This is a genomic window from Zooshikella harenae (genome assembly GCF_018837975.1).
Lineage (GTDB): Bacteria > Pseudomonadota > Gammaproteobacteria > Pseudomonadales > Zooshikellaceae > Zooshikella > Zooshikella harenae.
Genome location: NZ_JAGSOY010000046.1, coordinates 16,092 through 39,052 on the forward strand (window position 1 = coordinate 16,092; position 22,961 = coordinate 39,052).

The window sequence follows — 22,961 nt, forward strand, 5'->3', positions numbered from 1 at the left end:
ATGTCTTTGACCAATATTTTCAATATTTCAGGAAGTGGTATGTCTGCTCAGTCGGTACGTTTAAATACCGTTGCCAGTAATGTTGCTAATGCAGAAACAGCCAGTAGTAGTATTAATGAAGTGTATAAAGGACGAAAGCCATTTTTTAAAGTGATGGAAACCCGTGTTAATGAAGATCCTTTTTGGCAGGACTCTGTTTTTAGTGATGAAAGTACGTTGTATCAGGAGCAGGGACGAGGAGTGATGGTGCAAGCGATAGTTGAAGATAATGCAACGCCTCAAGCTCGTTATGAACCTGATCACCCGATGGCAAATGAAAAGGGATATGTGTATTACCCGAATATCAATGTTGTTGAGGAAATGACGGATATGATTTCAGCTTCCCGTTCATTTCAAGTGAATGTTGAGATTATGAATACAGCAAAAACGATGTTGCAAAAGGTACTGACGTTAGGTCAGTAATATGGCTGATAGTTTTGTGGTTAGCACTAAGGTGAGCGAGGTGCTCTCATGAGTACAATTAATCAGACCCCAAATACGGCAGCAAATGCTGTTGTAGATAAGTATACGCTGGAGGAGCCTTCTTCCGCTAAAGGTAATCAGGAACTGGGTCAGGATCAATTTTTAAAGCTGATGATTGAACAGTTAAAAAATCAGGATCCTTTAAACCCGCAAAAAAATGAAGATTTTATTGCGCAGTTGGCACAGTTTAGTACCGTAGAAGGAATTACCAATTTAAATCAAACTGTGACAAGTATGTCCTCAGCATTTACATCTAGTCAGGCATTACAAGCGTCAGCATTGGTAGGTCGTTCTGTTTTGGTGCAAACATCTCGCACACAACTTAATGCGGGAAGTGACGTACAGGGTGTGGTTGACTTGCCTGTATCTAGTCCTGTAAGAGTGGATGTGTTTAATAACTCAGGTGTGTTGGTCAGGCAGATTGATTTAGGCTTACAGCCGGCGGGTGCCGTCGATTTTACATGGGATGGTAAAGACAGTAACGGGCAGGCTATGCCAACTGGTGTATACAGTTTTCGAGCTTCAGGGGTATTAGATAATCAAGGCGTGGCTTTATCAACAATGATGAGTACGAATGTGGATAGCGTAACGCTTGGTACGTTTAATGATTTAACATTAAATTTAGCTGGTGTTGGCTCTGTTAAATTAAGTGATGTTAAACGCATACTTTAAATATGATTAACACCTGATTTTTTATTATTACAGAATTTTATTTGTAATTTTGGTGATACTTTTTGGTGATATTTATACTGCTAGGTAAGGCTTATAAAAAGATTATGTAGGAGTAATGTGTTAATTTGAGAAAATTAACACATATTTATCCATTTTTATTTGGTGGTTATTTTAAAAGATTGCCAATTGCCTGGAAGAAAATTGGAACAGCTTGGCTGAACCGTTAGGATTGGTGCTAAGGAGAGTGCGCATAACATGATTCATAAAAGATTTATGATTCTTGAAATATTTATTATGCATCCTTGACGGAATTAATGAATAAAGGAGCGCAATATGTCGTTTAATACTGGCTTAAGCGGACTGAAAGCCGCTTCCACTGATCTGGATGTAATTGGTAATAACATTGCGAACTCAGCAACAATAGGCTTTAAATCTTCCCGAGCGGAATTTCACGATGTTTATGCACGTGAAATACTAGGTGGCAGTAGTCGTTCACCAGGTAATGGTGTCTTAGTACAAACAATTGCCCAGCAGTTTAATCAGGGCAATATTAAGCCTACTGAACGAAATTTGGATTTAGCCATTGATGGCACAGGTTTTTTTATTATGCGGGATAATACCGGGCAAACTTATACGCGTCAGGGCATTATTGGTATCGATAAAAACGGTAGTTTGGTTAATAATCGAGGGGCTTTTTTACAAGGATTTTTGGCTGATTCGCAAGGGAATATTATTCCCGGTATTTTGTCAGATTTGCAAGTCGGTGACCAATTCCAAGACCCGAGACAAACCAGCAATATTGATATTAGTTTTAATGTGGATTCCCGTGAACCTGTTTTGGAGCGAAGAGGAAGCACCAGTGCCGCCAATGGAGCAATTATTGGTAATGCTCAAGCAGGTACAACCAATGGCTATACAGCAGGTTCTTTGGATATTCAGGATATATCGACAACACCTGCCACTACCATTTCAACAGAAGCTATTCCTTCAGCCGCTAACCGGTCCGCACGGGCAATTGCTGCAGAGTTAAGTAATTTATCTCAAGTCATTACTGCCAATGCCAGCACGCGCGTAAAAGTTGATGTAGGTACTTTACCCTTTGGCGGGGCTGCACCTGCAGGTGCATCCATTACCATTAATGGTCAAGCAGTCAGTCTTGCCAGTGTCAATGATGCCAGTGAATTAGCCACCGCTATTGCTAACCTGACAGATATCAGTGCTTCATTTGTCGCACCCAGTGAAATAAGAGTATTTAATAACTTGGGCGATGATATTTCAGTTGCGATCAGTAGTACGGGTACCAATGTCTCTGTACAAGGTGCTACAGGTACAACCTTTACTAATGCCGGAGCACCAGTCGTTGTAGCGGATGGCGCCAGCGCCACAGTCGGGGGAGAAATTGAATTTCAGGCTGAAGAAAACTTCGAGTTAGTGACCCCAACACTACCTGCAACAGCTTCTAATATCTTCAGCTTTCCGTTGGCGTATGTGCCCTTTGTCGAAAATTCTTTTGATCCCATTGATCCAGATACTTACAACCATGCAACACAAGTGGAGGTATTTGATAGCCTGGGCAATGCGCATAACGCCACACTTTATTATGTTAAAGAGCGTGCAAGCACCGTAAATCCTAATGTTTCTGAGTGGAGTCTGTATGTTCAGGTTGATGGTGAAGATGTGGGGGACCCTGTAGTGCCAGGTGGGGCAGCGACACGTGCTAGGTATTCTGTTCAGTTTGACCGTGAAGGTAACCTCATTGACCCACCACCTAATATTGTGGTGACGAATTGGACGCCACTTGATGAAGATGGAATTCCAATTACTGCCTTAGGACCTATTAATACCTCTGCGGGCGGTGATGTATTACCGCTGCCGGATCCTCCGACCAGCTCTAACTTTGTCATCGATATTGAAAACTCCACTCAATTTGGTAATGCATTTGCTGTCGATAGTTTAACGCAGAATGGCTTTGCAGTGGGTAATATTACTGAGCTAGATGTGGATGATGAGGGGATCGTATTTGCCCGTTACAGTAATGGACAAACGTCATTATTAGGCCAGGTTGCTCTTGCTAACTTTGCGAATAACCAAGGGCTATCGCCGATAGGGAATACATCTTGGTCACAGTCTTTTGCCTCAGGAGAGCCCGTCATTGGTTCGCCACAAGCGGGTGTATTTGGAGGCATTCGTTCTGGTACCTTGGAAGAGGCAAACGTTGATATTGCTGAGGAGCTGGTTAACCTGATTATTGCTCAGCGTAACTATCAAGCGAATGCGAAAACAATTGAAACAGAGGATGCGATTACGCAGACGATTATCAATCTTCGTTAGTACTTATTACTAAAAGATACTTTTTAAGTCGTCTCCTTTGGAGACATGAGGTGAGGCATATGTTTGCCTCATCTGTCCCTCCCAATTGCTTTAAGCTGTCCGTTTAACCTGTTCCTCCTCGCAAAGACTAATCATTGAGGGCTAGGCATGCCCCTTGCAAGTAATGCGTTAACGTGAACAAATGTGAAACGAGTTGCCGCTGGAGGAGCCAATGGATAAAGCCCTTTATGTATCCATGACTGGAGCTGTACAGAATATGCTTGGTCAGCGGATTCATGCCAATAACCTCGCCAATATTACGACAACAGGTTTTCGCAGAGATTTTGAGCAGGCACGCTCCATGCCTGTGTTTGGTGAATTCTATCCCAGCCGTGCCTATGCCATGACCGAAAACCCTGGTCAATCATTTGACCAGGGAACAATGATGGAAACCGGTAATGATCTGGATGTTGCTATTCGGGGTGATGGTTGGATAGCTGTGCAAGGGCCTGATGGACAGGAACGTTATACCCGTGCCGGTAATTTGACCATCGGTACTAACGGGGAGCTGTTTACAGGATCAGGGCTGCCAGTACTGGGAGAGAATGGACCCATTGTGATACCTGAGTTTGAAAAAATAGAAATGGGGTTGGATGGCACGATTAGTATCCGGCCAGTAGGACAACCACCGAATGAACTGGCGGAGGTTAACCGTATCAAGCTGGTGAACCCGGATGTTACCCAGCTCACAAAAGGCACTGATGGTCTGTTTAGACTCAAGGATGGGGGGGCTGTACCAGCGGATGCCAATGTACAACTAGTGCCTGGTTTTTTAGAAGGTAGCAATGTCAACGGCGTGGCAGAAATGATCAGCCTACTGGCGCTAACACGTCAGTATGAAGTCAACGTCAAGATGATGCGTTCATTAGAAGAAAACAGTGAATCTATGGAAAGTGTATTACGTATTAATTAAAAAGAGTTAGTACTGTATTTATTGTGTGTGGAGGTTGTTATGCATCCAGGGTTATGGGTTGGTAAAACGGGGATGAGTGCCCAAGATCACCAGCTAACAGTCGTAGCCAATAATTTAGCTAATGTCGCTACCGTTGGTTTTAAACGTGATCGTGCCGAATTTGAAGATTTATTTTATCAAATCAAACGTCAACCAGGAGGACAGGCAACACAAGATAATGTATTACCTTCAGGTTTACAGTTGGGCACGGGGGTGCGTGTTCATAGTACGCAAAAAGTGTTTACCACAACAGGATTCCAAACAACAGAACAGCCGTTAGATGTTGCCATTAATGGTCGCGGTTTTTTTCAGATTTTATTGCCTGATGGCACGATTTCTTATACTCGTAATGGTGAATTTCATTTAAATGCGGATGGTGATGTTGTTAATGGAAATGGATTGCCACTAGAGCCCGCCATTAATGTTCCTCAGGATGCAACCTCTATTACGATTGGTGAGGATGGCACTGTCAGTGTGACAATTGCCGGTCAGGCAGACCCGCAGCAGCAAGGACAAATTACCTTAGTGGATTTTATTAATCCACCAGGGCTTCAAGCCATTGGCGGGAATTTATTTTTAGCGACGGGTGCCAGTGGTGATCCTGTTGAAGGGAATGCGGGGGAAGATGGCCTTGGGTTTATTAAACAACACACGTTGGAAAGCTCTAATGTGAGTATTGTGGAAGAAATGGTGAATATGATAACCACCCAGCGTGCTTATGAAATGAATTCCAAAGTGATCTCAACTGCAGATCAAATGCTGCAATTTGTGACGCAGAATTTATAGACGGCAAGAGGTGTAAGGTCATGAATGTATTACGAATAGGCCTGACAACCCTGATTTTTTTAGTTTATATTTTTTTATCTGGCTGTGTTTCATTACCGGCAGAACCCAATGATCCCGCTTATGCACCTGTATATCCTCCTTCCCCCGTTCCTGCTGAATTTACCAATGGTGCTATTTATCAAGAAAATTTCGCTATGAGTTTATACGAGGATCGTCGGGCAAGTCGTGTTGGGGATATTTTGACGGTTAGATTGGATGAAGAAACTGAGGCGAAAAAAGAAGCTGATACAGAAATTGATAAAGATAGTAGTGCAACGATTGCTGACCCAACTATTTTAGGAAAAACCGTTAAAGGTTTATTTGGTCATGACTTAAGTTTAAGTTCGGAATTGTCATCTACCCGATCTTTTGATGGCGAGTCTGAATCGAACCAAAGCAATAGTCTTTCTGGCGATATCACTGTCACTGTGGCAGAGGTTTTGCCCAATGGTATCATGAGAATTCGGGGTGAAAAGTGGTTAACCCTTAATACGGGAGATGAATATATTCGTATTACAGGATTAGTTCGTCCTGAGGATGTTACACCCGATAATGTAGTTTCATCGCAAAAAGTGGCTGATGCACGTATTACCTACAGTGGTAGAGGTGAGGTAGCTGATGCAGGTAAAGCTGGATGGCTTGTCCGGTTTTTGCTGAGTACATTTTTCCCATTCTAAATCTGGAATTAGCAATGCATCAGAGTAAGGAGTTTGTCATGTTACATCTAAGACTATTAATGTTTGGTTGTTTAATATCATTAGGTATTGCTGGTCATGCAGAGCGGTTAAAAGATATTTCGACAATTTCAGGTGTACGCACTAACCAGTTAGTAGGGTATGGATTGGTGGTTGGACTTGATGGTACCGGTGATAAAACCAGTCAAACAAACTTTACCATTCAGTCATTTAACAGCATGTTAAAACAGTTTGGTATTAATTTACCGCCAGGATCAGATCCTAAGTTAAAGAATATAGCGGCAGTAGCGGTTCATGCTGAATTACCCCCTTTTGCTAAGCCAGGGCAAAAAATTGATATTACGGTTTCATCTATTGGTAATGCAAAGAGCTTAAGAGGAGGTAGTTTATTAATTACACCATTGAAAGGTTTGGATGGACGTGTTTATGCGATTGCTCAAGGTAATTTAGTGGTTGGTGGCCTGGGGGTTGAAGGTAGAGATGGTTCTAAAATTACGATTAATGTGCCCAGTGTAGGACGAATAGCCAATGGCGCTACAGTTGAGCGAGCTTCTCCAAGTGGCTTTAGCCATAGCAATAAAATTGTATTGAACTTAAATCGTTTTGATTTTACGACGGCAAAACGGGTAACTGATACGGTCAATCAGGTACTAGGACCTGATATTGCCCAAGCAGTAGATGGCGGAACCATTGAAATACAAGCCCCTCTACGTAGCAGTCAACGTGTAACCTATATGTCTGTTTTAGAAAATTTAGAAATTGCACCAGGAGAAGCACCTGCGCGAGTGGTTATTAATTCCCGGACGGGCACTATTGTGATTGGTAAAAATGTACGTGTATCTCCTGCAGCCATTACTCATGGTAACTTGGTGGTTTCTATTTCTGAAAATACTGAAGTTAGTCAACCAAACCAGTTTGGGGGGGGGGACACGGTGCAGGTACCGCAAAGTAATATCGATGTTTCTCAGGAAAAAAATAAAATGTTCTTATTTTCTCCAGGCGTAACGCTGGATGAAATTGTTCAAGCTGTTAATCAAGTAGGGGCAGCGCCTGGTGATTTGATGGCTATTTTAGAAGCGTTAAAACAGGCTGGGGCATTAAAAGCTGAATTAGTTATCATTTAGTAAGGAGTTAAGTGATGAAATCAGATCTATCATCAGCACAGTTTTATACCCAGTTAGATGGTTTAGGAAAAATTAAAGCGAAGGCTAATAAAAATCCTGAACAGGCATTGACCGAAGCGGCAAAGCAATTTGAGTCTGTGTTTTTAAGCATGATGCTTAAAAATATGCGAAAAGCCAATGATATGATTGCCGAAGGTAATTACTTAAATAGCCGAGAAGAAAAATTTTTTAGAGATATGCTGGATAGCCAGCTGGCAATAGAAATGGCTGAAAGTAAAGGAATAGGATTAGCAGACCAAATTATTAAGCAAATGAAGCCATTTCTGCAAACGCCACAAGATACTGAAAAAAAAGAAACTGAAGCGGTGCTTTCTTCAGAAAAAAAACCAACAACGACTCATAAAAATGATGATATTAAACCGCTTAAGGATATTCATATAGGGGAAGCAGCAAAGAACGATAAAACGCCACCTGTGAATAATTCTACTCATAAAAAAGAAATTGCAAAAGAAGCAACCAAGTCCACAAAATTAATGTCCATTCCTGAAATGTTCGACTCTCCCACTACCTTTATTAAATCTTTATATCCTATTGCGGAAAAAGTGGCCTCAGCGGTGGGGATTGATCCCCGTTTTATGTTAGCGCAAGCTGCGCTGGAAACTGGTTGGGGTAAACGAATGATTCGTCAGACCGATGGTAGTAATAGTTATAATTTGTTTGGTATTAAAGCGAATAAACGTTGGCAGGGTGATAAAGCGAATATTTCTACTACAGAGTACCGGCAAGGTGTTGCCGTACGCGAGCGGGCTGATTTTCGCTCTTATGAGTCCTATGAAGCGAGTATGCGAGATTATGTAGATTTTTTACAGCAAAATCCACGTTATAAACAGGCATTGTCAGTTAAAGAAAATCCGGAACAGTTTTTGCTGGAGTTACAGAGAGCAGGTTATGCCACAGACCCGCGCTATGCAAAAAAGATTATTAATATTGCTAATAGTCAGGTGATGAATCAGGCTTCACTTCAAGGATGATGGCTGTTGGCACTAGGAATGAAGGTCAACCACAATGGCAGGCAATTTACTACAAATTGGTACCAGTGGATTACAAGCTTATCAACGTGCGTTGAATACCACTGGGCATAATATTGCCAATGTTAATACGCCTGGTTATTCTCGGCAGGAAGCTGTTTTTACAACAGCCCAGGAACAACGAATCGCTAATTATTACCAGGGAAGTGGTGTTCTGGTTGATGATATCCGTCGGTTTGCCAGCCAGTTTGTAATAAATCAACTACGTCAAGATACGTCTACTCACTCTCAGCTAAGCTCCTTTGATCTTAATATTCGACAGCTGGATTCATTATTAGCTGATGAAACTACAGGATTAAACGTCGGGCTAGATAAGTTTTTTAATGCGCTCCAAGCGGCTTCAGAAAATCCGACTTCTATTCCTGCACGACAGTTGGTGCTTACAGAAGCGAGTGGGTTAGCCAGTCGTTTTACAACGGTTCAAAGTACCATGGAATCGCAAAATAGAGCGATAAATCAGGAAATTGAAGCGTTGGTTGAACAAGTTAATTCTCTGGCATCTGGTATAGCTGAGTTAAACCGACAAATTGTAACTCAGCAAGGTAGTGGTGGTGATCCCAATGACCTGTTGGATAAACGGGATGAGCTACTGAGGCAATTATCAGAAACTGTCTCAGTACAAGTTGTTGAGCAGGATGACAATACACTCAATGTATTTATTGGCAAAGGTCAGTCACTTGTTGTAGGTGTCAGTGCAAATGGCCTGTCGACACTCCCTGCAAAAACTGAAAGTGGTGGGGTGAATCTTGTTTTACAGGGTACAGAACAAGTACTGGATAATCAGATAACAGGTGGTATGTTAGGTGGCTTGTTGGATTACCGTGATAATATTTTACAGTCTGCTTTTAATAATTTAGGGCTGGTGGCTTTAGCTGTAGGGAAAACGGTGAATGATCAGCAACGTATGGGATTGGATTTATCCAGTAGCTTTGGTGGTGAATTATTTAATGATGTGAATGAACGTCAGGCGACTTTAGATCGGGTGACTGCTAGCCCTAATAATACGCCTCCCGTTGACCGGGTGATCAGCATTAGTATTGATGATGTTCAGGACTTAAAAGCGACTAATTACACCGTAGAGTTTATTAATAACTCTACGTTTACCGTTCGACGTGATAGTGATAATTCGATTGCCCTTCAAGCGTCCTTAAGTACTTTATTTCCTGAAACTGTTGAAGTGGATGGTATGCGCATTACCTTTGAATCGGGTAGTTTTCAACAGGGGGATGAGTTTTTTTTAGAACCTACCCGCAATGCTGCCAGTGAGTTTGCAGTAGAAATGGAAGATCCTCGTGAATTAGCCTTTGCTGCAGCGATCAGAACACAGACAACAACGACTAACCAAGGTACGGGGTCAATTTCGCAAGGTGATGTATTTCAGGTATATGATACTGAGACAGGTAATTTTTTGCCTGCATTTGCAACAGATGGCCAATTAACGCCACCACTGATTATCCGTTTTACTACCCCTACGACTTATGACGTATTGGATAATACTGATCCAGGTAATCCAAAACAATTGGACCCACCGATTCGAAATCAGGTATTTGTACCAGGTTCACCCAAAGATGTGTTTACCTTAGATTCAGGACAGACTATTGCGACCAGTCAAGCTCGGGGTACTGGTGATGTTGGTTTAGTGAGTGCCCCTGTGACCGTGGCACTACCTGCAGTACCTAATCCAGTTAATGGTTATAGTGCGCAAGCGATAACCGTCACTAATCGTGACCCTGATACAGGTATTGTCACGACATCAACAGTCAATACCTTGGCTAATGCCACTGCCCAGGAAATTGCGAACCAACTGAATCAAGTCAGTGGCGTTTCGGCTAATGCATTTAACCAAGTGGAAATTACTAATATTATTGGTGGTTCAGGCGCCGCGATTGAGTTAAGTATTAATGGTGAAAGCTTGACAAATCCTGCATTAGGAACAGTGCCAGTTCCTGATGTCGATCCCTTAAAAAACGAAGCCTATATACAGGTTTTGGCTGATCGTATTAATAATAATGGCAATTTAACCAATCAGGGTGTTTATGCTGTTGTTTCAGAAACGCCAGGAGTGCCCCCTGTACCTACCTTAAAAGTCTACGCTACCACAGGTGTTGATTTGGATGTGCAAATGACAGCAGATGCTGCTGATAGCTTTGTGGTAAGCAATGGGCAAACAGGTGCTGCATTATCAACGCAAACATTAACAGGTTCAGGCCCTGCCAATGCGACAGCGGTGACGATTGGCGGAAGTCTGGATGTTTCCATGGATGATGGTGTGTCATTCAGGACTACGCCTTTTGTTAGCAGTATTTTTGGTGATACATCCAGTTTTGGTTTTGCGAAGTCTTCATTCAAAGGTTTTCAGGTGACGTTGCAAGGACGTCCAGAAGCAAATGATACATTTACCGTTGATTTTAATGAGAATGGTACGTCAGATAACCGTAATGGTTTTAAAATGGCTAACTTAGCCACTCAGAAAACCATTTTAGGTGGAACTGCCAGTTATTCAGAAGGGTATGGGCAACTTGTTGAGTTTATAGGCGTTAATGCCAGTCAGTCTCGTATCGATTTAGATGCGAGTGAAGCATTACTAAACCAAACGGTTAGCCTAAGAAACTCGGAGTCTGGTGTGAATATGGATGAGGAAGCGGCTAATTTAATTCGATTTCAGCAGGCGTATAATGCTTCTGCACAGGTTATTAATGTGGCTCGAGAAATATTTGATACTCTGTTAAATGCGTTTTAGCAATGCCATGTTGGAATATGCAGAGTAAAGAGAAAAGCACATGACTAAAGGGAATTTAAACTAAGTGGTCTAAGCGTGAGAGTAAAACAATGAGAATTTCAAATATTGATATTTTTAAAGCGGGCTTGGATCAAATCCTAAAAAATAATGAGCGCGTTGTTAATACACAACAACAAGTGGCTTCAGGTCGACGAATTGTAACGCCTGGTGATGATCCCGTTGCGACGACAAAAGTACTGGCAGTTAACCAGGAATTAGCCATTTTAGATCAGTATAAGCGTAATTTAGACGGAGCTGAAAATAATTTAAAATTGGAAGAAGCGGTATTAACTGGTGTGGTTAATATTATGCAGCGAGTACGGGAGCTCACCATTCAGGCGGGAGATGGTATTCTAACGGAAGAGGACAAGCGTGCAATAGCTGATGAAGTTGAAGTACGTTTAAAGGAGTTGCAAGACAGCTTAAACCGCAAAGATGCATCAGGGGTTTATATTTTTGCAGGTTTTCAGGCTGACGAGCCTCCTTTTGTTGAAAAAGCAGGCGGGGGATTCGAGTTTACCGGAGATGAGGGACAGCGTTTTTTGCAAATAGCAGCGAGCACCACCGTTGCTATTAATGACTCAGGTAAAGGTATTTTTGTTGATATACCCAGTGCGCAAAAAACTTTTTTATCGTCTGCCAGTGATTCAAATACCGCGAGTCCTCCAGCCAAAATCAGTGTCGGGCAAATTATTGATCAAGATGCGTTAGATACATTCTATCCTGAAGATATTGTTATCACCTTCAACCCTGAAACGGATATTGTACCCAATGGTCCAAATTATACGATTAAAACGGCCAATGGAGGGCTAACACTGGTCTCCAATCAAGCGTTTGCTGCAGGTGATAGTATTGCGATTAAAGGGATGAATGTGACCATTGATGGTGTACCGAGCCAAGGAGATAGTTTTTTCCTGAAAACCAGTGATAAACAAGATGCTTTAACTACAGTAAAACGGCTTCAGGATGCTTTAAATAATTCAAGTAATGATGAACAGGGGAGACAGTTATTAGCTCAGCTAGTGTCAGATACATTGGTTAATATTGATAATACCCTTGAAAGTATGACTAATACACAAGCAAAAATTGGTGGGCGTTTAAATACCATTGAGTCGACACGTAACTTACAAGAGGATGTTGAAATTGTCAGTGAAGAGCTACTGTCAGAATTACTTTATGTCGATGAGGCAGAAGCGATTAGTCAACTTTCATTTGAAAACTATCTCTTACAAGCGGCTCAGCAGAGCTATGTTGCTATTACTAACTTGTCACTATTCAATCAACTATAAATAAGTATACCCATAACATAGGGTTTTTATGCCCCTTGTGCTCAAAGAGTATAAAAATGATTTGTGAAGGATATAGGAAGGTATTTTTGACAGGGAGGGAAATATCATAAAAGTGCAATCAACTAGGCAGAAAAACTAAATGCTGTCTATTCTGATTAGATACTCCCTATATTATAGGTATATCTAAATAGTTTTTATGGTTCATTATAACCGCAGTGAAAAGCATATTTGTTGTGAGTGGACCGAGAAGGAATCAATAATATGATCAATGTTACCCGATCACACCTTCCTTCTAGAGAAAAACTCGATGCTTATATAAGTCAGTTATATGACACTGCCTATTTAACAAACTTTGGCCCTTTAGAACAGCAGTTAACAAAAGCACTGGAACAGTACTTAAACGTTAATCATCTTGTATTAATGGCGAATGGCACACTTGCCTTAATGTTATTAATGCGAGGGTTGGGGCTTAAAGGTGAAGTGATCACGACCAGCTATACATTTCCAGCAACAGCTGCTGCTATACGGTGGAGTGGTTTAGCGCCGAAGTTTGCAGACATTAATGCCGCAGACTGGACAATTGATCCGAATAAAATTGAAGATTTAATTACGCCACAAACTGCAGCGATTCTGGCCACTCATGTTTATGGTAATCCTTGTGATATTGACGCTCTAACAACGTTAGGTGAACAATATAAGTTGCCTGTTTTGTATGATGGAGCCCATGGATTTGGAATTCAGCATGCTGAGCAAAGCTTGTTAGGAATGGGGGTTGGTACAGCGGTGAGTTTTCATGCAACAAAATTATTTCATACTGTTGAGGGGGGAGGCGTTGTTGTCGAGGATCCTGACTTGGCCGCGAGATTGAAACGGTTAATCAACTTTGGTATCGCAGGGCCAGAACAAGTCTCAGAAGTTGGGATTAATGCAAAAATGTCTGAGCTACACGCAGCTGTGGGGCTTGCTAACTTGCAGGAAATTAATGGTTGCATTCGGTTGCGTCGGAGTCATTTGCATTACTATCAGCAACGATTAGATCATTCTGGTATTCAGTGGCAACAATGGCGTATTAATACGACAACAAATGGTGCTTATGCACCTGTGAATTTGCCTAGTGAGCACAGTTTACTTAACGTCAAGCAGCAACTAGAAGCAAATAATATTTTTCCTCGGCGTTATTTTTATCCAAGTTTGGATGTCTTACCCTGTCATGGTGCCCCCAAAAATACGCCGAATGCACAACACATTGCCGCTACGACATTATGCTTGCCTTTATATGCTGAGTTAACTCAAGCCCAGTTAGATCTTATTTGTGACTCCGTTTTGTCATCACTTTAAAACCTCGATTATTTATAGTGCATTTGCCTTTTAACGTTCTCTGAGACTGCTTAAAAAGTAATATGGATAATTTAGATTTAGACAAGCTGACGGAAAATAATCAGGAGCGAGATTATTTTTATCAATTTGACCGTCATATGCATGGCTTTATGTTGCGAACGTTCTTGCCGTACTTTCCTGATAAGCCAAATAAAGCGTTAGAGTTAGGTTGTTTTGAAGGGGCTTTCTCTACTCTGATTCAGTCACACTTTAGTCAGCTAACGTTAGTGGAAGGGGCAAAACAGGCTGCAGAAAAAACCCGTCATTTATTGTCTTCATATTGTTCAACGTCATCAGTTGAAGTTATTTGCGAGCGGTTTGAGCGCTTACAACTAAACCAGCAGTTCGATTGTATATTTCTACTCCATGTATTAGAACACATTGAGATGCCAAATAAATTGTTACAAAGAATAAAACGCTGGTTAGCGCCAGAGGGAAAATTTTTTGTGGCTTGCCCTAATGCAATGGCAGCATCTCGGCAGATTGCTGTTAAGATGGAGTTAATTTCAGCGCCAGAGGCTGTTACAGATGGTGAGAGGCTACATGGTCATTATCGAACGTATGCTCTCGATACGCTTTCTACTGAAGTTAACAATGCAGGATTCGCTATTATTGAAAGTGGTGGTATTTGCTTTAAGCCATTGGCTAACTTCCAGTTGGACAAGGCTTTTGAGCAAAAAATAATTGATGATGCTTTTTTGGAGGGGTGCTTCAAGTTAGGGGATGTATATCCAGAATTGTGTGCTTCGATTTTTGTGGTTGCTACATTACCTGAATAAATTTATCCAGTAAAAGCAGCAACCATACTATTTACATCGAGGGTGGTTTAACTGCATAGAGTAAACAGTCTTCTACTGCAATTGTGGGGTTACGGGTAATCATAAATAACTTTAGTGTTTGTGTTGGGTAAAGCGTATGGTCCTTTATACAAAAATAGTCATGGAAAGCATCTTTACCTGCCGCATTGAGTAGCTTGAAGCTTTCTCGATTGTTATGTTTAGTCCAACCGAGCGGCATATCTGGAGTAATAATCCCAAAGTTAAATTGTTCAATATCTTCTCGTAATGTCAGATCAGTGTAGGAACAATATTGGTTGGCATAATTGATAATAGTGCTTTCCTTTACCTGTAAGCGCACAGGGTGATACAAGATTTCAAGTGTGTTGGGGATAGCGGTATTATAAACGTTTTCTTCCTGTAGAAAACGAACCAAGCCTTGATAAGCAACAGTGTGAGAAGTATTACAGTTTGCGCCACCACACTCAATGGTTACTGTAGGTACACTATGCTCACTTAACTCCATCAGTGCCCCTAACTTAATTTCGGTAATTATCATCTGGTTGGTAAACAGAGTAACCAGCTGTTGGTGTTGATTATCAGCAGAAATTGATACAGAAAAGTCGGGCCCTTTTCCTGAAGTATTATGTATATCGATAATGGCCTCAGGTTGGTAGTGATTTAGTTGGGCTAAAATACTCTCGGCCAAAAAACCGGGTAAATCATCGTGGGGGCCGTTAAAACAGCGATTAAGATCCCTCAGGTGGGGCAAATGTCGGTAACTAAAGCGTGGTGATGTCAGTGCTGTTTGTACGGCAGCAATAATAATGATGGTATTAACAGCAGGGGTAAAAAATGAGTGGGTTAGCCATTTATGAATGGCAATCAACCCTGAGGGCTCATTGCCATGAAGTAGCGTAACAATTGCTCGGTGACGCGAAGTATCTTTACCCTGAATCCAAAAGAGAGTGGGATAAGATAACTGTTCTAAAAATAATTCGGGTGTTGAGGGCCACTGCTGCTCTTGTGGATTTTCGATAACATGTAAAAGACGACGATTTACTGGCATAGTTGTTTAGGCCATTCTACGATAGAAGCGTAAGTATTAAAGTTCTGGATATAGTGCTCAGTTAAGTATTTTAATGCTTCATCAGTATGATATTTTTGTTTGAGCTGGTTGAGTATTTTTAACTGCCATGAGGCACCATTGATTTTTTGTGTTAATCGTTTTTCAACATTACTCAGCAACCAGCCTACTTCATCCTCTGCAATGCCTATTTGATAAAGACCTTTCTCTGCAATAGGCAGTAACTCTTTTGCTAAGTCTACGACAGGTATTTCCTGTAAATGGTGATGTTGAGTATCTGGCCAAATTAATGAAGCATCGAGTCCTTGTTTAGCTGCTTCGTAAAAGTTATATTTTGCATAGTTAAACGGTAATCCAATAATAAGTTGTTCTATCGTGTCATTCAATCCTTCGGCCATACCTATTAAAAATGCAGCATTGGCAATCATATCATCGATTGTCGGTCCAGCGGGAAGAGATCGCATTTCAATGCGTAAATGACCATTTGCAGTAGGGTCATAAACTGGCCGGTTCCAAGGCCATACTGAGCTTTGATGTAGCCGCAGCTCATCTAGGGTTGGTGTAATACCCTGGCTTAATTGTTCTTGACTATTATGATGACTGGTAACGGGTAAAATGGGAGCATACAGATATACGGCTTCAGCAAGCAATTCAAATGCGCCTTCTCTGACCCAACCCGTACCAAAATTAACACGTGCAGGATGATGCCATTTGTGATGATTTCTGTTTTCGACTGAGTGCTTAAATAATGCAATCCGTGTTTCCTGCCAGAGAGCATGTCCAAAGAGTGTAGGAGAGTTTGCACCAAGCGCTAAAGCAATAGGCGTCACTAGTTGTACAGCGTTAAAACGTTTAGCAAAAACTTCAGGTAATACCCGATAATGAATCTGAAAGGAAGTATTTGCACCTTCCATGGTAATGTCTGGACTCATCATTTGCAGTGGGTGTGAGCCATCAATGTTTATTTGAAATGGCATATCTCCGATTGAGCTTAAGGCTTTGGACAGTGCATGATAACGAGGAATATCGGTCATCGCTTCTGCACTGATATCTTTCTTTTCTAACGTAGGTAAAATACCAATAGGTAAAATTCGGGCATTCAGTGTTTGACTGCAAAGGTTAAGGCGTTTGATAACACAGTTTATCTCTTTGGCTATTTGCCTAAAAGGCTGATGCTCAATTAAGACGGGAGAAAGGTTATATTCAAGATTAAATTGATTAAGTTCTAGGGTAAGTTGGGGGTCATTAATCAGGTTTGCTATGCGTTGATTAAGGTGGATTGGACGACACTTATCATCAACAATATACATTTCCAGCTCAGCACCAACGGACCCTGGTCCTTGTCCAAAGCCTGGTTTTTGTAGCAACTTTTGAAAAGTCGATAGGTTAGCATGTAGCCTTTCTGTGAAAAGAAGGTAGTCATTTGCAGTAAAATGATCATGGCTGATAGATAGTCCCATGAGGAAATTTCCATATTATATTCTTGTGATTTTAATGGTTCTCCTACTACTAACCTAAGTATATACCGATTTGCTAAGGATTTTTAACCCGGTTGAGTGCTAATGTGCCTTTTTTCCTTTAAAGGGAACGAAAAATTGCTGTATTTTCACAAGGTCACTTTCAAAATCACCTGTAGGCCAGACTAATGGACCAAACCCACCCCGCTTGTTGGCAAAGTCTAAATAAGCTAGTTGTAAAGGCACACCAGCGCCTACTGCAATATGATAGAAACCTGATTTCCAGTGTGATACTTGGGCTCGAGTGCCTTCAGGGGCAATTGTAAGGACGAAGTTTTCTGAGGTATTAAATAGCTCTACGAGTTGTTGAACGCGATTATTACGTTGGGCTCGATTGATAGGAATTCCTCCAAGCCAGCGCATAATAGGGCCAAATGGACCTTTAAATAAGGAATGTTTCCCAAGCCAGTGTAATTTTGCTCGAAAAAGAAAAGCCATTGCAATGAAATAGAAAAAGTCCCAGTTGCTGGTATGGGGGGCAGCTATGAGAACATATTTAGCTAATTGTGGAGGCTGGCCTCCGAACTGCCAACCTGCTAGTCGTAATATTAGTTTGGAAAGTAGGTGAAACAACCAACTTAAAATAGGAGTGTTAAATATTGTAAAATGGTTCAATGCTTGTTACTACTTTGATAAAGGTTACTACAAGTTCTTAAAATGCTACCACCGTGCATTATAAGTAACAATGAATATTCATAATGATCGTTATCAGCGTTCGACTAGTAAGTGGATAACATTGTTGAGCACCTTTCATATCACCTCTCAAATTATGGATACTTACACTTTTATTTATAAGTGATTGTCGTTGTGGCGACAATTATTTCAATCATCATGAGAAGCATTGGATTTATAGTAAAGTCTAACATACGTTTATTTGAGTTTTACTGTAATCAACTTTTTAATGCACAGAGCATAGTTGGACTATATTGATAAGCATTTTGCACTCAAATTTTATTTAAACTTTTTATATAGCTTGTGTGTCTGAGGTTTATAATGTGCAAAAACCTTTTAGCATGCTAGTTATCCATATCGTTATAACGTTTATCATTTACTTTGGAATGGCAGTACTAAAGTAAAAAATGAGTTTTATATTCTAAATAGTTATATTAAATATAAAACATGTTGCATTAATTTATTTCAAAGTGTGACCTGCTTAACGTTTGAGTGCTGGCCGTTAGGGGGGTAAATGTGAAAAAATATGAACAAATGTACAATTTGAAGGCAGCCCGTCTATGCAGCAGTATCATGTACTTGTAGTTGAAGATGAGCCTGTAACTCGGGCTAAACTCGTTGACTATTTCCTTCAAGAAGGCTATCGCATTAGTGAAGCTGCTGATGGAAATGAAATGAGGTCAATTCTTCAAAACGAAAAGGTTGACCTCATTATGCTGGATATTAACTTGCCGGGAGAAGATGGGCTTTTATTAACCCGTGATATTCGTAGCACTTCTGATGTGGGCATCATACTCGTTACTGGGCGTACAGATCGGGTTGACCGAATAGTAGGCTTGGAAATGGGAGCTGATGACTATGTGACAAAACCTTTTGAACTTCGTGAACTTCGTGTTCGGGTCAAAAATCTATTGTGGCGTATTAGTAAAGTTGATCAGGTTAAGCAACAGTTAAGACAAGAGTTTTCTGAAGAAAAACAAGCTGATCGTGTAGTTCAGTTTGGGCCATGGACTTTTGATATTCCACGACGTATGCTTTCTAAAGATGACTCTCCTGTTAAGCTAACAAAAGCTGAATATGAAGTGTTACTGGCTTTTGTAACCAATCCAAATAATGTTTTGGGAAGGGATCAGTTGCTGAGCTTAATAAGTCATAGAGTTGAGCAGCCTAATGATAGAACTATTGATGTATTAGTACGCCGGTTGCGTAGTAAAATTGAAGACAACCCTCGTAACCCTCGATTTTTTGTTACTATTCACGGAGAGGGTTATTTGTTTGCGGGTGATATTGAAAAGTAATTGAATGCCAGTAATTTAGTATTACTTAATAAAGGTGATGCTAAATTACGATAATCAGTGAAAGCTTAACATGTGTTGAGTCCTACCTGCTAAATTAATTTTGAATAGCTTTTTACCCACACAGAAGACTTATATTACTTAGCATAAGAACCTAGGTATAAGTGCACGTGTAGCCGAAGTGTATAGGTGCACTATTATTATGTATTCTTAATGAGAGAAGGTGGTAATGACGACCATCTCGTTAGGATAATTACTCTGCTCGTTTAGCCTGTTATATTCCTAAAAACTTATGAAGCAACAAAGCAGTATAGGCATTCAATTATGGTGGGCTTTTGGCTGTATGATTACCTTATTGGTGTTAGCAGCGGCAATAAGTTTTTATGGATTTTACAGAGTTAGTAAGCATGAACATATTGTTATAGAACACTCACTACCAACCATGACGGCTATGCATCAATTAGCCCAGTCAACCTCCCGTTTAGTATTTGCTGCAGGCACTTTATCTGATGTAACTGATCAACAAAGCTGGCAAGAACAAACGAATAACCTATCTCTACAGGCAGAAGAATTAAACACGCTTCTATTAAAATTACTGGATGTAATGTCTGAGTCTGATGAGTTGAGGCAGGTACAAGAAAAAGTTGCAGAGATTGTTATTAATATGGAGCAGCAAAGCCAGTGGGTTGCTGCAAGGTTAAATTTGACTAATCTGATCAACAAAAATCAGGAACAGTTGATGAATATTGCCAGGGAAATTGGTGACTTGGCTTCTGAAAAAGTAAATGATACTTCATTCAAAACATCCAATGATATTATGTCTTTGTATAAACTGGTGGAGCAAAATAAATCAAAAAAGAAGATTTATTTATCTTTGGATAATCTCCTTAAAGAAGACCTTCAGCAATTAAACCAAATGAGTGAGCTAAGGTTGCAAGAAGCTCAACTAAGTCGGCTATTAATCAAATTAGAACTAAGCACTGATGAAGAGGAAGTAACATCGCTTGAAAAACAATATAAGGTTATTTTATCTTCGATAAAACAATTGTTATCGAGTTTGAGAGACCCAAAACATCGTAATACGCTTACTGAGCATATACAGTTACTGGAAGCTTCCAACAATTTATTTGCTCGATATCGGCAATTATTAAAAGTCAGAAAGCATACTAATGAGTTAACACTCAATAATATGATTTTATCTGGCGTTTTAGCCATGTTAGTTGCAGACCTAGTGGATGAAGCTTCTGACGCTCAAGAGCAGTCGATCCAACAAGTTAAGGATTCTCTCCAAATTAGCCGGCTCATGTTGATTATTGTTACTTTGTTGGGGAGTGTTATCTTAAGCTGGGTCATGTGGCGGATTGTTTATGGGCGAATAGTATGGCGTATTAATCAGCATATAGGTGCATTAAATGCCTTGGCTGCTGGAGATTTAAATATTCAACTGATTCCTCAAGGAAATGATGAGCTTGCTGTGATGGCACATGCGATTAATATTTTTAGGGATCAAACCATTGAACGAAATCGCTTAGCATCTGCTGAACAAGTTGCGAAGGAAGAATTGGAAAAGCATAAAAATAATCTTGAGTTACTAGTCGCTGATCGGACAGAGCAGCTGACAAAAGCTAACCAACAACTAAACCAGGCTGTTCAAAATCATGCGCGTGCGAGACAGGACGCAGAAGCAGCTAATCGGGCTAAAACGGTATTTTTAGCGACGATGAGCCATGAAATCCGGACCCCTATGAATGGTATTTTAGGTACATTACAACTTTTGTCTGATACCCCTTTAAATGACCAGCAGCAACATTATATAAATGTTTTAAGTCGAAGTAGTGAAACATTATTAGCCATTTTAAATGATATTCTTGATTACTCGAAAATTGAAGCTGGACATATCGAACTTAATCCACAACATTTTTATTTGCCTGAATTAATATCATCTGTAGTCGACTTATTACAGGCAAAAATTTCAGAAAAAAAACTAAATATAAGCATTGAAATAGCAGAAAAATGTTGCTGTTGGTATTTTTCAGACTTAGGGAAAATGCGACAAATATTAATTAATTTAATAGCAAATGCTGTAAAGTTTACTTCATTTGGCTCAATTACTCTTCAAGTGATTTATTTAGATGAGGATACACGGCATAAAACCAATAGATTACGTTTTAATATTATAGATTCTGGGGTCGGTGTTCCTGTTTTCAAGCAGGCAGAGTTATTTTCACCTTTCAAGCAAGTACATGGTTCTTCGGGGGGGACTGGTTTAGGTTTAGCAATAAGTAAACGACTTGTAGAGGCAATGTCAGGCACTATTGGTGTAGAAAGTGAGTCAGGGAAGGGGAGTTGCTTTTGGTTTGAGATGGAACTGGCAACAGGTAAAGAGGTTAGAGCCTTAGTTAAAGCTCAAAAAGCTCAGGTTCCTCCACAGCCAATTTTATTAGTTGAAGATAACGAAATTAATAGAATGGTAGCAGAAGAGTTGTTACAAAAACTGGGACACAAAGTAACCACTGCTCGAGATGGCCAACAAGCTGAAAAGGCTGTGCGGAAGCAAAAGTTCACCATTGCGCTGGTGGACATTAATCTTCCTGATACTGAGGGTACAGTATTAGCAAAACATTTGAACAATATTGCTCTGATGGTTCATCAGCAACCTTTATACACCATTGCAGTTTCTGCACACGTTTTTAGAGAAGAAGTTTCCCATTATCTTTCTGCAGGAATGAATGACTTTGTTGCAAAACCATTAAAAATGACTGATTTGCAGTTGGCAATTTCTCGATTTGTTGAATTTGAAGAAAATACTAGTGTAGTTGAGATGCCTTATGAATCTCAGGATGAAGAATCTGATTTTGAGCCATTAAAGGAGCATCCATTATTTTCTTTAGCAAGTATTCAAGAGGATATTGATGTACTGGGTATTGGTACATTGCAGCGTATGGCCAGTATTTTTTTGACGGCTTCGGTAGAAACTTGGGAGCAATTAGTTGAAGCTATAAAAAAACACGAAACATCATTAATTACTCAGCGCTCTCATCGGTTAAAAGGTAGCGCACAAAGCTTAGGTTTACTTCGCTTGGCAACTATCTGTGAAACATTAGAAAGACAAAGCCGGCAACAGGAAAACATTAATTACTCTCTAGATTATTTGCAAGGTGTTTGGGAAGAAAGTGTTAAAGCTCTAGAATGTATAGACTGGCAAGAAATTGTCAAATCGGATTCTTCACAATAAAAAAATTATTTTGGGGTGATTTTCGGCTAATTGAAAAAGGCTGCAAAAGCAGCCTGTATAGGGTATTTCGATCAAGGGTAGTAAAAAATGGGTTCTCGATAGGGCATGCCACCAATCACCATCCACCCAGAGCATTTGTCGGCTTGCCAGTTTTTATGGCGAGCGTAGATCGGATCCCAGGTACAAAAGTCAGCGACAAGCTGATCTACTTGTTGGCCATTAGTATTAATTCGAAAATGAGCTTTATAAAGCTTAGTGGTTTGACTCATCATAGGGTCTAACAGCTGTTCATTATCAATGAGCACTTCGTGATAGGGGAAGTTTGCATTAACATGTGTACCATAATGGGGTTTATTGAAGGTGTATACTAGTAAGCCATTTTTGTAATCATAACACGCATGAAAAATGACGCCACCTTCTGCAAAGTCCAGACAGTTATTCTCTTCTTCAGCGAAAACATAGCTGCCTGAAAGTGCAAAAATTAAGATAAGAAATCGTACGTTAACCATCGTTATCTACTCCTATACTGCCAAATATCCTTAGTGTAGGAGTAGGTGAATGAATATCAAATAAATAAACCTTTTATTTTAAATTATATAATCATTTTTTTATTGGTATTAGTAGTTAATAGTTATGTTTATTTGATATGGCGGCTATTATTTGTGTGTGTTATATACCCTTCACAA

The 22,961-nt window shown here is 40.3% G+C and carries 18 protein-coding genes; 14 read left to right on the plus strand and 4 right to left on the minus strand.

Translation table 11 applies throughout. From position 1 onward, the window contains the following. From flgC to KCG35_RS16780, 12 genes are all read left to right on the plus strand, one after another. Nucleotides 1–462, plus strand: coding sequence for a flagellar basal body rod protein FlgC (flgC, locus tag KCG35_RS16725; RefSeq protein ID WP_215820940.1), 462 nt, complete (start codon nucleotides 1–3; stop codon nucleotides 460–462). Between the two features lie 48 nt (nucleotides 463–510). Further along, a complete protein-coding gene (locus KCG35_RS16730; protein ID WP_215820941.1) occupies nucleotides 511–1,194 on the plus strand; it encodes a flagellar hook assembly protein FlgD in 684 nt (227 codons plus the stop codon). A gap of 333 nt (nucleotides 1,195–1,527) precedes the next feature. Continuing rightward, a complete protein-coding gene (locus KCG35_RS16735) occupies nucleotides 1,528–3,525 on the plus strand; it encodes a flagellar hook protein FlgE (RefSeq protein ID WP_215820942.1) in 1,998 nt (665 codons plus the stop codon). A 211-nt stretch (nucleotides 3,526–3,736) separates the two neighbouring features. Then, nucleotides 3,737–4,477, plus strand: coding sequence for a flagellar basal-body rod protein FlgF (gene flgF / locus KCG35_RS16740; RefSeq protein ID WP_215820943.1), 741 nt, complete (start codon nucleotides 3,737–3,739; stop codon nucleotides 4,475–4,477). Nucleotides 4,478–4,516: 39 nt separating this feature from the next. Beyond that, nucleotides 4,517–5,302, plus strand: coding sequence for a flagellar basal-body rod protein FlgG (flgG, locus tag KCG35_RS16745; protein ID WP_215820944.1), 786 nt, complete (start codon nucleotides 4,517–4,519; stop codon nucleotides 5,300–5,302). Between the two features lie 20 nt (nucleotides 5,303–5,322). Further along, nucleotides 5,323–6,018 carry a flagellar basal body L-ring protein FlgH gene (gene flgH, locus KCG35_RS16750; RefSeq protein ID WP_215820945.1) on the plus strand — a complete coding sequence of 232 codons (696 nt, stop codon included), beginning with the start codon at nucleotides 5,323–5,325 and terminating at the stop codon, nucleotides 6,016–6,018. Nucleotides 6,019–6,056: 38 nt separating this feature from the next. Next, entirely contained in the window at nucleotides 6,057–7,160 is a 1,104-nt protein-coding gene (locus KCG35_RS16755; protein ID WP_215820946.1) for a flagellar basal body P-ring protein FlgI, read from the plus strand. Nucleotides 7,161–7,174: 14 nt separating this feature from the next. Then, nucleotides 7,175–8,191 (plus strand): flagellar assembly peptidoglycan hydrolase FlgJ, encoded by a 1,017-nt coding sequence (gene flgJ, locus KCG35_RS16760; RefSeq protein WP_215820947.1) that lies wholly within the window; start codon nucleotides 7,175–7,177, stop codon nucleotides 8,189–8,191. A gap of 34 nt (nucleotides 8,192–8,225) precedes the next feature. After that, the gene (gene flgK / locus KCG35_RS16765; protein ID WP_215820948.1) at nucleotides 8,226–10,988 is read left to right on the plus strand and encodes a flagellar hook-associated protein FlgK; all 2,763 of its coding nucleotides are present in this window, start codon (nucleotides 8,226–8,228) and stop codon (nucleotides 10,986–10,988) included. An 89-nt stretch (nucleotides 10,989–11,077) separates the two neighbouring features. Next, entirely contained in the window at nucleotides 11,078–12,316 is a 1,239-nt protein-coding gene (gene flgL, locus KCG35_RS16770; protein ID WP_215820949.1) for a flagellar hook-associated protein FlgL, read from the plus strand. 261 nt (nucleotides 12,317–12,577) lie between these two features. Then, a complete protein-coding gene (locus KCG35_RS16775; RefSeq protein WP_215820950.1) occupies nucleotides 12,578–13,654 on the plus strand; it encodes a DegT/DnrJ/EryC1/StrS family aminotransferase in 1,077 nt (358 codons plus the stop codon). A 62-nt stretch (nucleotides 13,655–13,716) separates the two neighbouring features. Continuing rightward, complete coding sequence (locus tag KCG35_RS16780; RefSeq protein ID WP_215820951.1) at nucleotides 13,717–14,472, plus strand: class I SAM-dependent methyltransferase; 756 nt, start codon at nucleotides 13,717–13,719, stop codon at nucleotides 14,470–14,472. Nucleotides 14,473–14,503: 31 nt separating this feature from the next. On the opposite strand, the gene KCG35_RS16785 is transcribed toward KCG35_RS16780, so the two are convergent. From KCG35_RS16785 to KCG35_RS16795, 3 genes are all read right to left on the minus strand, one after another. Continuing rightward, the gene (locus KCG35_RS16785; RefSeq protein ID WP_215820952.1) at nucleotides 14,504–15,538 is read right to left on the minus strand and encodes a M14 family metallopeptidase; all 1,035 of its coding nucleotides are present in this window, start codon (nucleotides 15,536–15,538) and stop codon (nucleotides 14,504–14,506) included. Next, nucleotides 15,529–17,016: a glutamate-cysteine ligase family protein gene (locus KCG35_RS16790; RefSeq protein WP_215820953.1), complete on the minus strand. Its 1,488-nt coding sequence runs from the start codon at nucleotides 17,014–17,016 to the stop codon at nucleotides 15,529–15,531. The genes KCG35_RS16785 and KCG35_RS16790 overlap by 10 nt, the downstream gene beginning before the upstream one ends. Before the next feature lie 99 nt (nucleotides 17,017–17,115). Continuing rightward, nucleotides 17,116–17,688 (minus strand): lysophospholipid acyltransferase family protein, encoded by a 573-nt coding sequence (locus KCG35_RS16795; protein WP_215820954.1) that lies wholly within the window; start codon nucleotides 17,686–17,688, stop codon nucleotides 17,116–17,118. Between the two features lie 617 nt (nucleotides 17,689–18,305). On the opposite strand from KCG35_RS16795, the gene torR reads away from it, so the two are divergent. Both torR and torS read left to right on the plus strand, forming a co-directional pair. Beyond that, entirely contained in the window at nucleotides 18,306–19,043 is a 738-nt protein-coding gene (gene torR, locus KCG35_RS16800; RefSeq protein ID WP_215820955.1) for a two-component system response regulator TorR, read from the plus strand. A 289-nt stretch (nucleotides 19,044–19,332) separates the two neighbouring features. Next, nucleotides 19,333–22,275 carry a TMAO reductase system sensor histidine kinase/response regulator TorS gene (torS, locus tag KCG35_RS16805; protein ID WP_255561991.1) on the plus strand — a complete coding sequence of 981 codons (2,943 nt, stop codon included), beginning with the start codon at nucleotides 19,333–19,335 and terminating at the stop codon, nucleotides 22,273–22,275. A 71-nt stretch (nucleotides 22,276–22,346) separates the two neighbouring features. Here the strand turns inward: torS and KCG35_RS16810 are convergent, their stop codons facing one another. Continuing rightward, nucleotides 22,347–22,784 (minus strand): hypothetical protein, encoded by a 438-nt coding sequence (locus KCG35_RS16810; protein ID WP_215820957.1) that lies wholly within the window; start codon nucleotides 22,782–22,784, stop codon nucleotides 22,347–22,349. Between the last annotated feature and the right edge of the window lie 177 nt (nucleotides 22,785–22,961).

What these genes read in the sequence shown, in the direction of transcription:
- KCG35_RS16755 (WP_215820946.1), top strand. Translation starts at nt 6,057, where the DNA reads ATGTTACATCTAAGACTATTAATGTTTGGTTGTTTAATATCATTAGGT.
- torR (WP_215820955.1), top strand. Translation starts at nt 18,306, where the DNA reads ATGCAGCAGTATCATGTACTTGTAGTTGAAGATGAGCCTGTAACTCGG.
- KCG35_RS16790 (WP_215820953.1), bottom strand. Translation starts at nt 17,016, where the DNA reads ATGGGACTATCTATCAGCCATGATCATTTTACTGCAAATGACTACCTT.
- KCG35_RS16730 (WP_215820941.1), top strand. Translation starts at nt 511, where the DNA reads ATGAGTACAATTAATCAGACCCCAAATACGGCAGCAAATGCTGTTGTA.
- KCG35_RS16780 (WP_215820951.1), top strand. Translation starts at nt 13,717, where the DNA reads ATGGATAATTTAGATTTAGACAAGCTGACGGAAAATAATCAGGAGCGA.
- flgH (WP_215820945.1), top strand. Translation starts at nt 5,323, where the DNA reads ATGAATGTATTACGAATAGGCCTGACAACCCTGATTTTTTTAGTTTAT.
- KCG35_RS16735 (WP_215820942.1), top strand. Translation starts at nt 1,528, where the DNA reads ATGTCGTTTAATACTGGCTTAAGCGGACTGAAAGCCGCTTCCACTGAT.
- flgF (WP_215820943.1), top strand. Translation starts at nt 3,737, where the DNA reads ATGGATAAAGCCCTTTATGTATCCATGACTGGAGCTGTACAGAATATG.
- flgK (WP_215820948.1), top strand. Translation starts at nt 8,226, where the DNA reads ATGGCAGGCAATTTACTACAAATTGGTACCAGTGGATTACAAGCTTAT.
- KCG35_RS16810 (WP_215820957.1), bottom strand. Translation starts at nt 22,784, where the DNA reads ATGGTTAACGTACGATTTCTTATCTTAATTTTTGCACTTTCAGGCAGC.
- torS (WP_255561991.1), top strand. Translation starts at nt 19,333, where the DNA reads ATGAAGCAACAAAGCAGTATAGGCATTCAATTATGGTGGGCTTTTGGC.
- flgC (WP_215820940.1), top strand. Translation starts at nt 1, where the DNA reads ATGTCTTTGACCAATATTTTCAATATTTCAGGAAGTGGTATGTCTGCT.
- flgG (WP_215820944.1), top strand. Translation starts at nt 4,517, where the DNA reads ATGCATCCAGGGTTATGGGTTGGTAAAACGGGGATGAGTGCCCAAGAT.
- KCG35_RS16785 (WP_215820952.1), bottom strand. Translation starts at nt 15,538, where the DNA reads ATGCCAGTAAATCGTCGTCTTTTACATGTTATCGAAAATCCACAAGAG.
- flgJ (WP_215820947.1), top strand. Translation starts at nt 7,175, where the DNA reads ATGAAATCAGATCTATCATCAGCACAGTTTTATACCCAGTTAGATGGT.
- KCG35_RS16775 (WP_215820950.1), top strand. Translation starts at nt 12,578, where the DNA reads ATGATCAATGTTACCCGATCACACCTTCCTTCTAGAGAAAAACTCGAT.
- flgL (WP_215820949.1), top strand. Translation starts at nt 11,078, where the DNA reads ATGAGAATTTCAAATATTGATATTTTTAAAGCGGGCTTGGATCAAATC.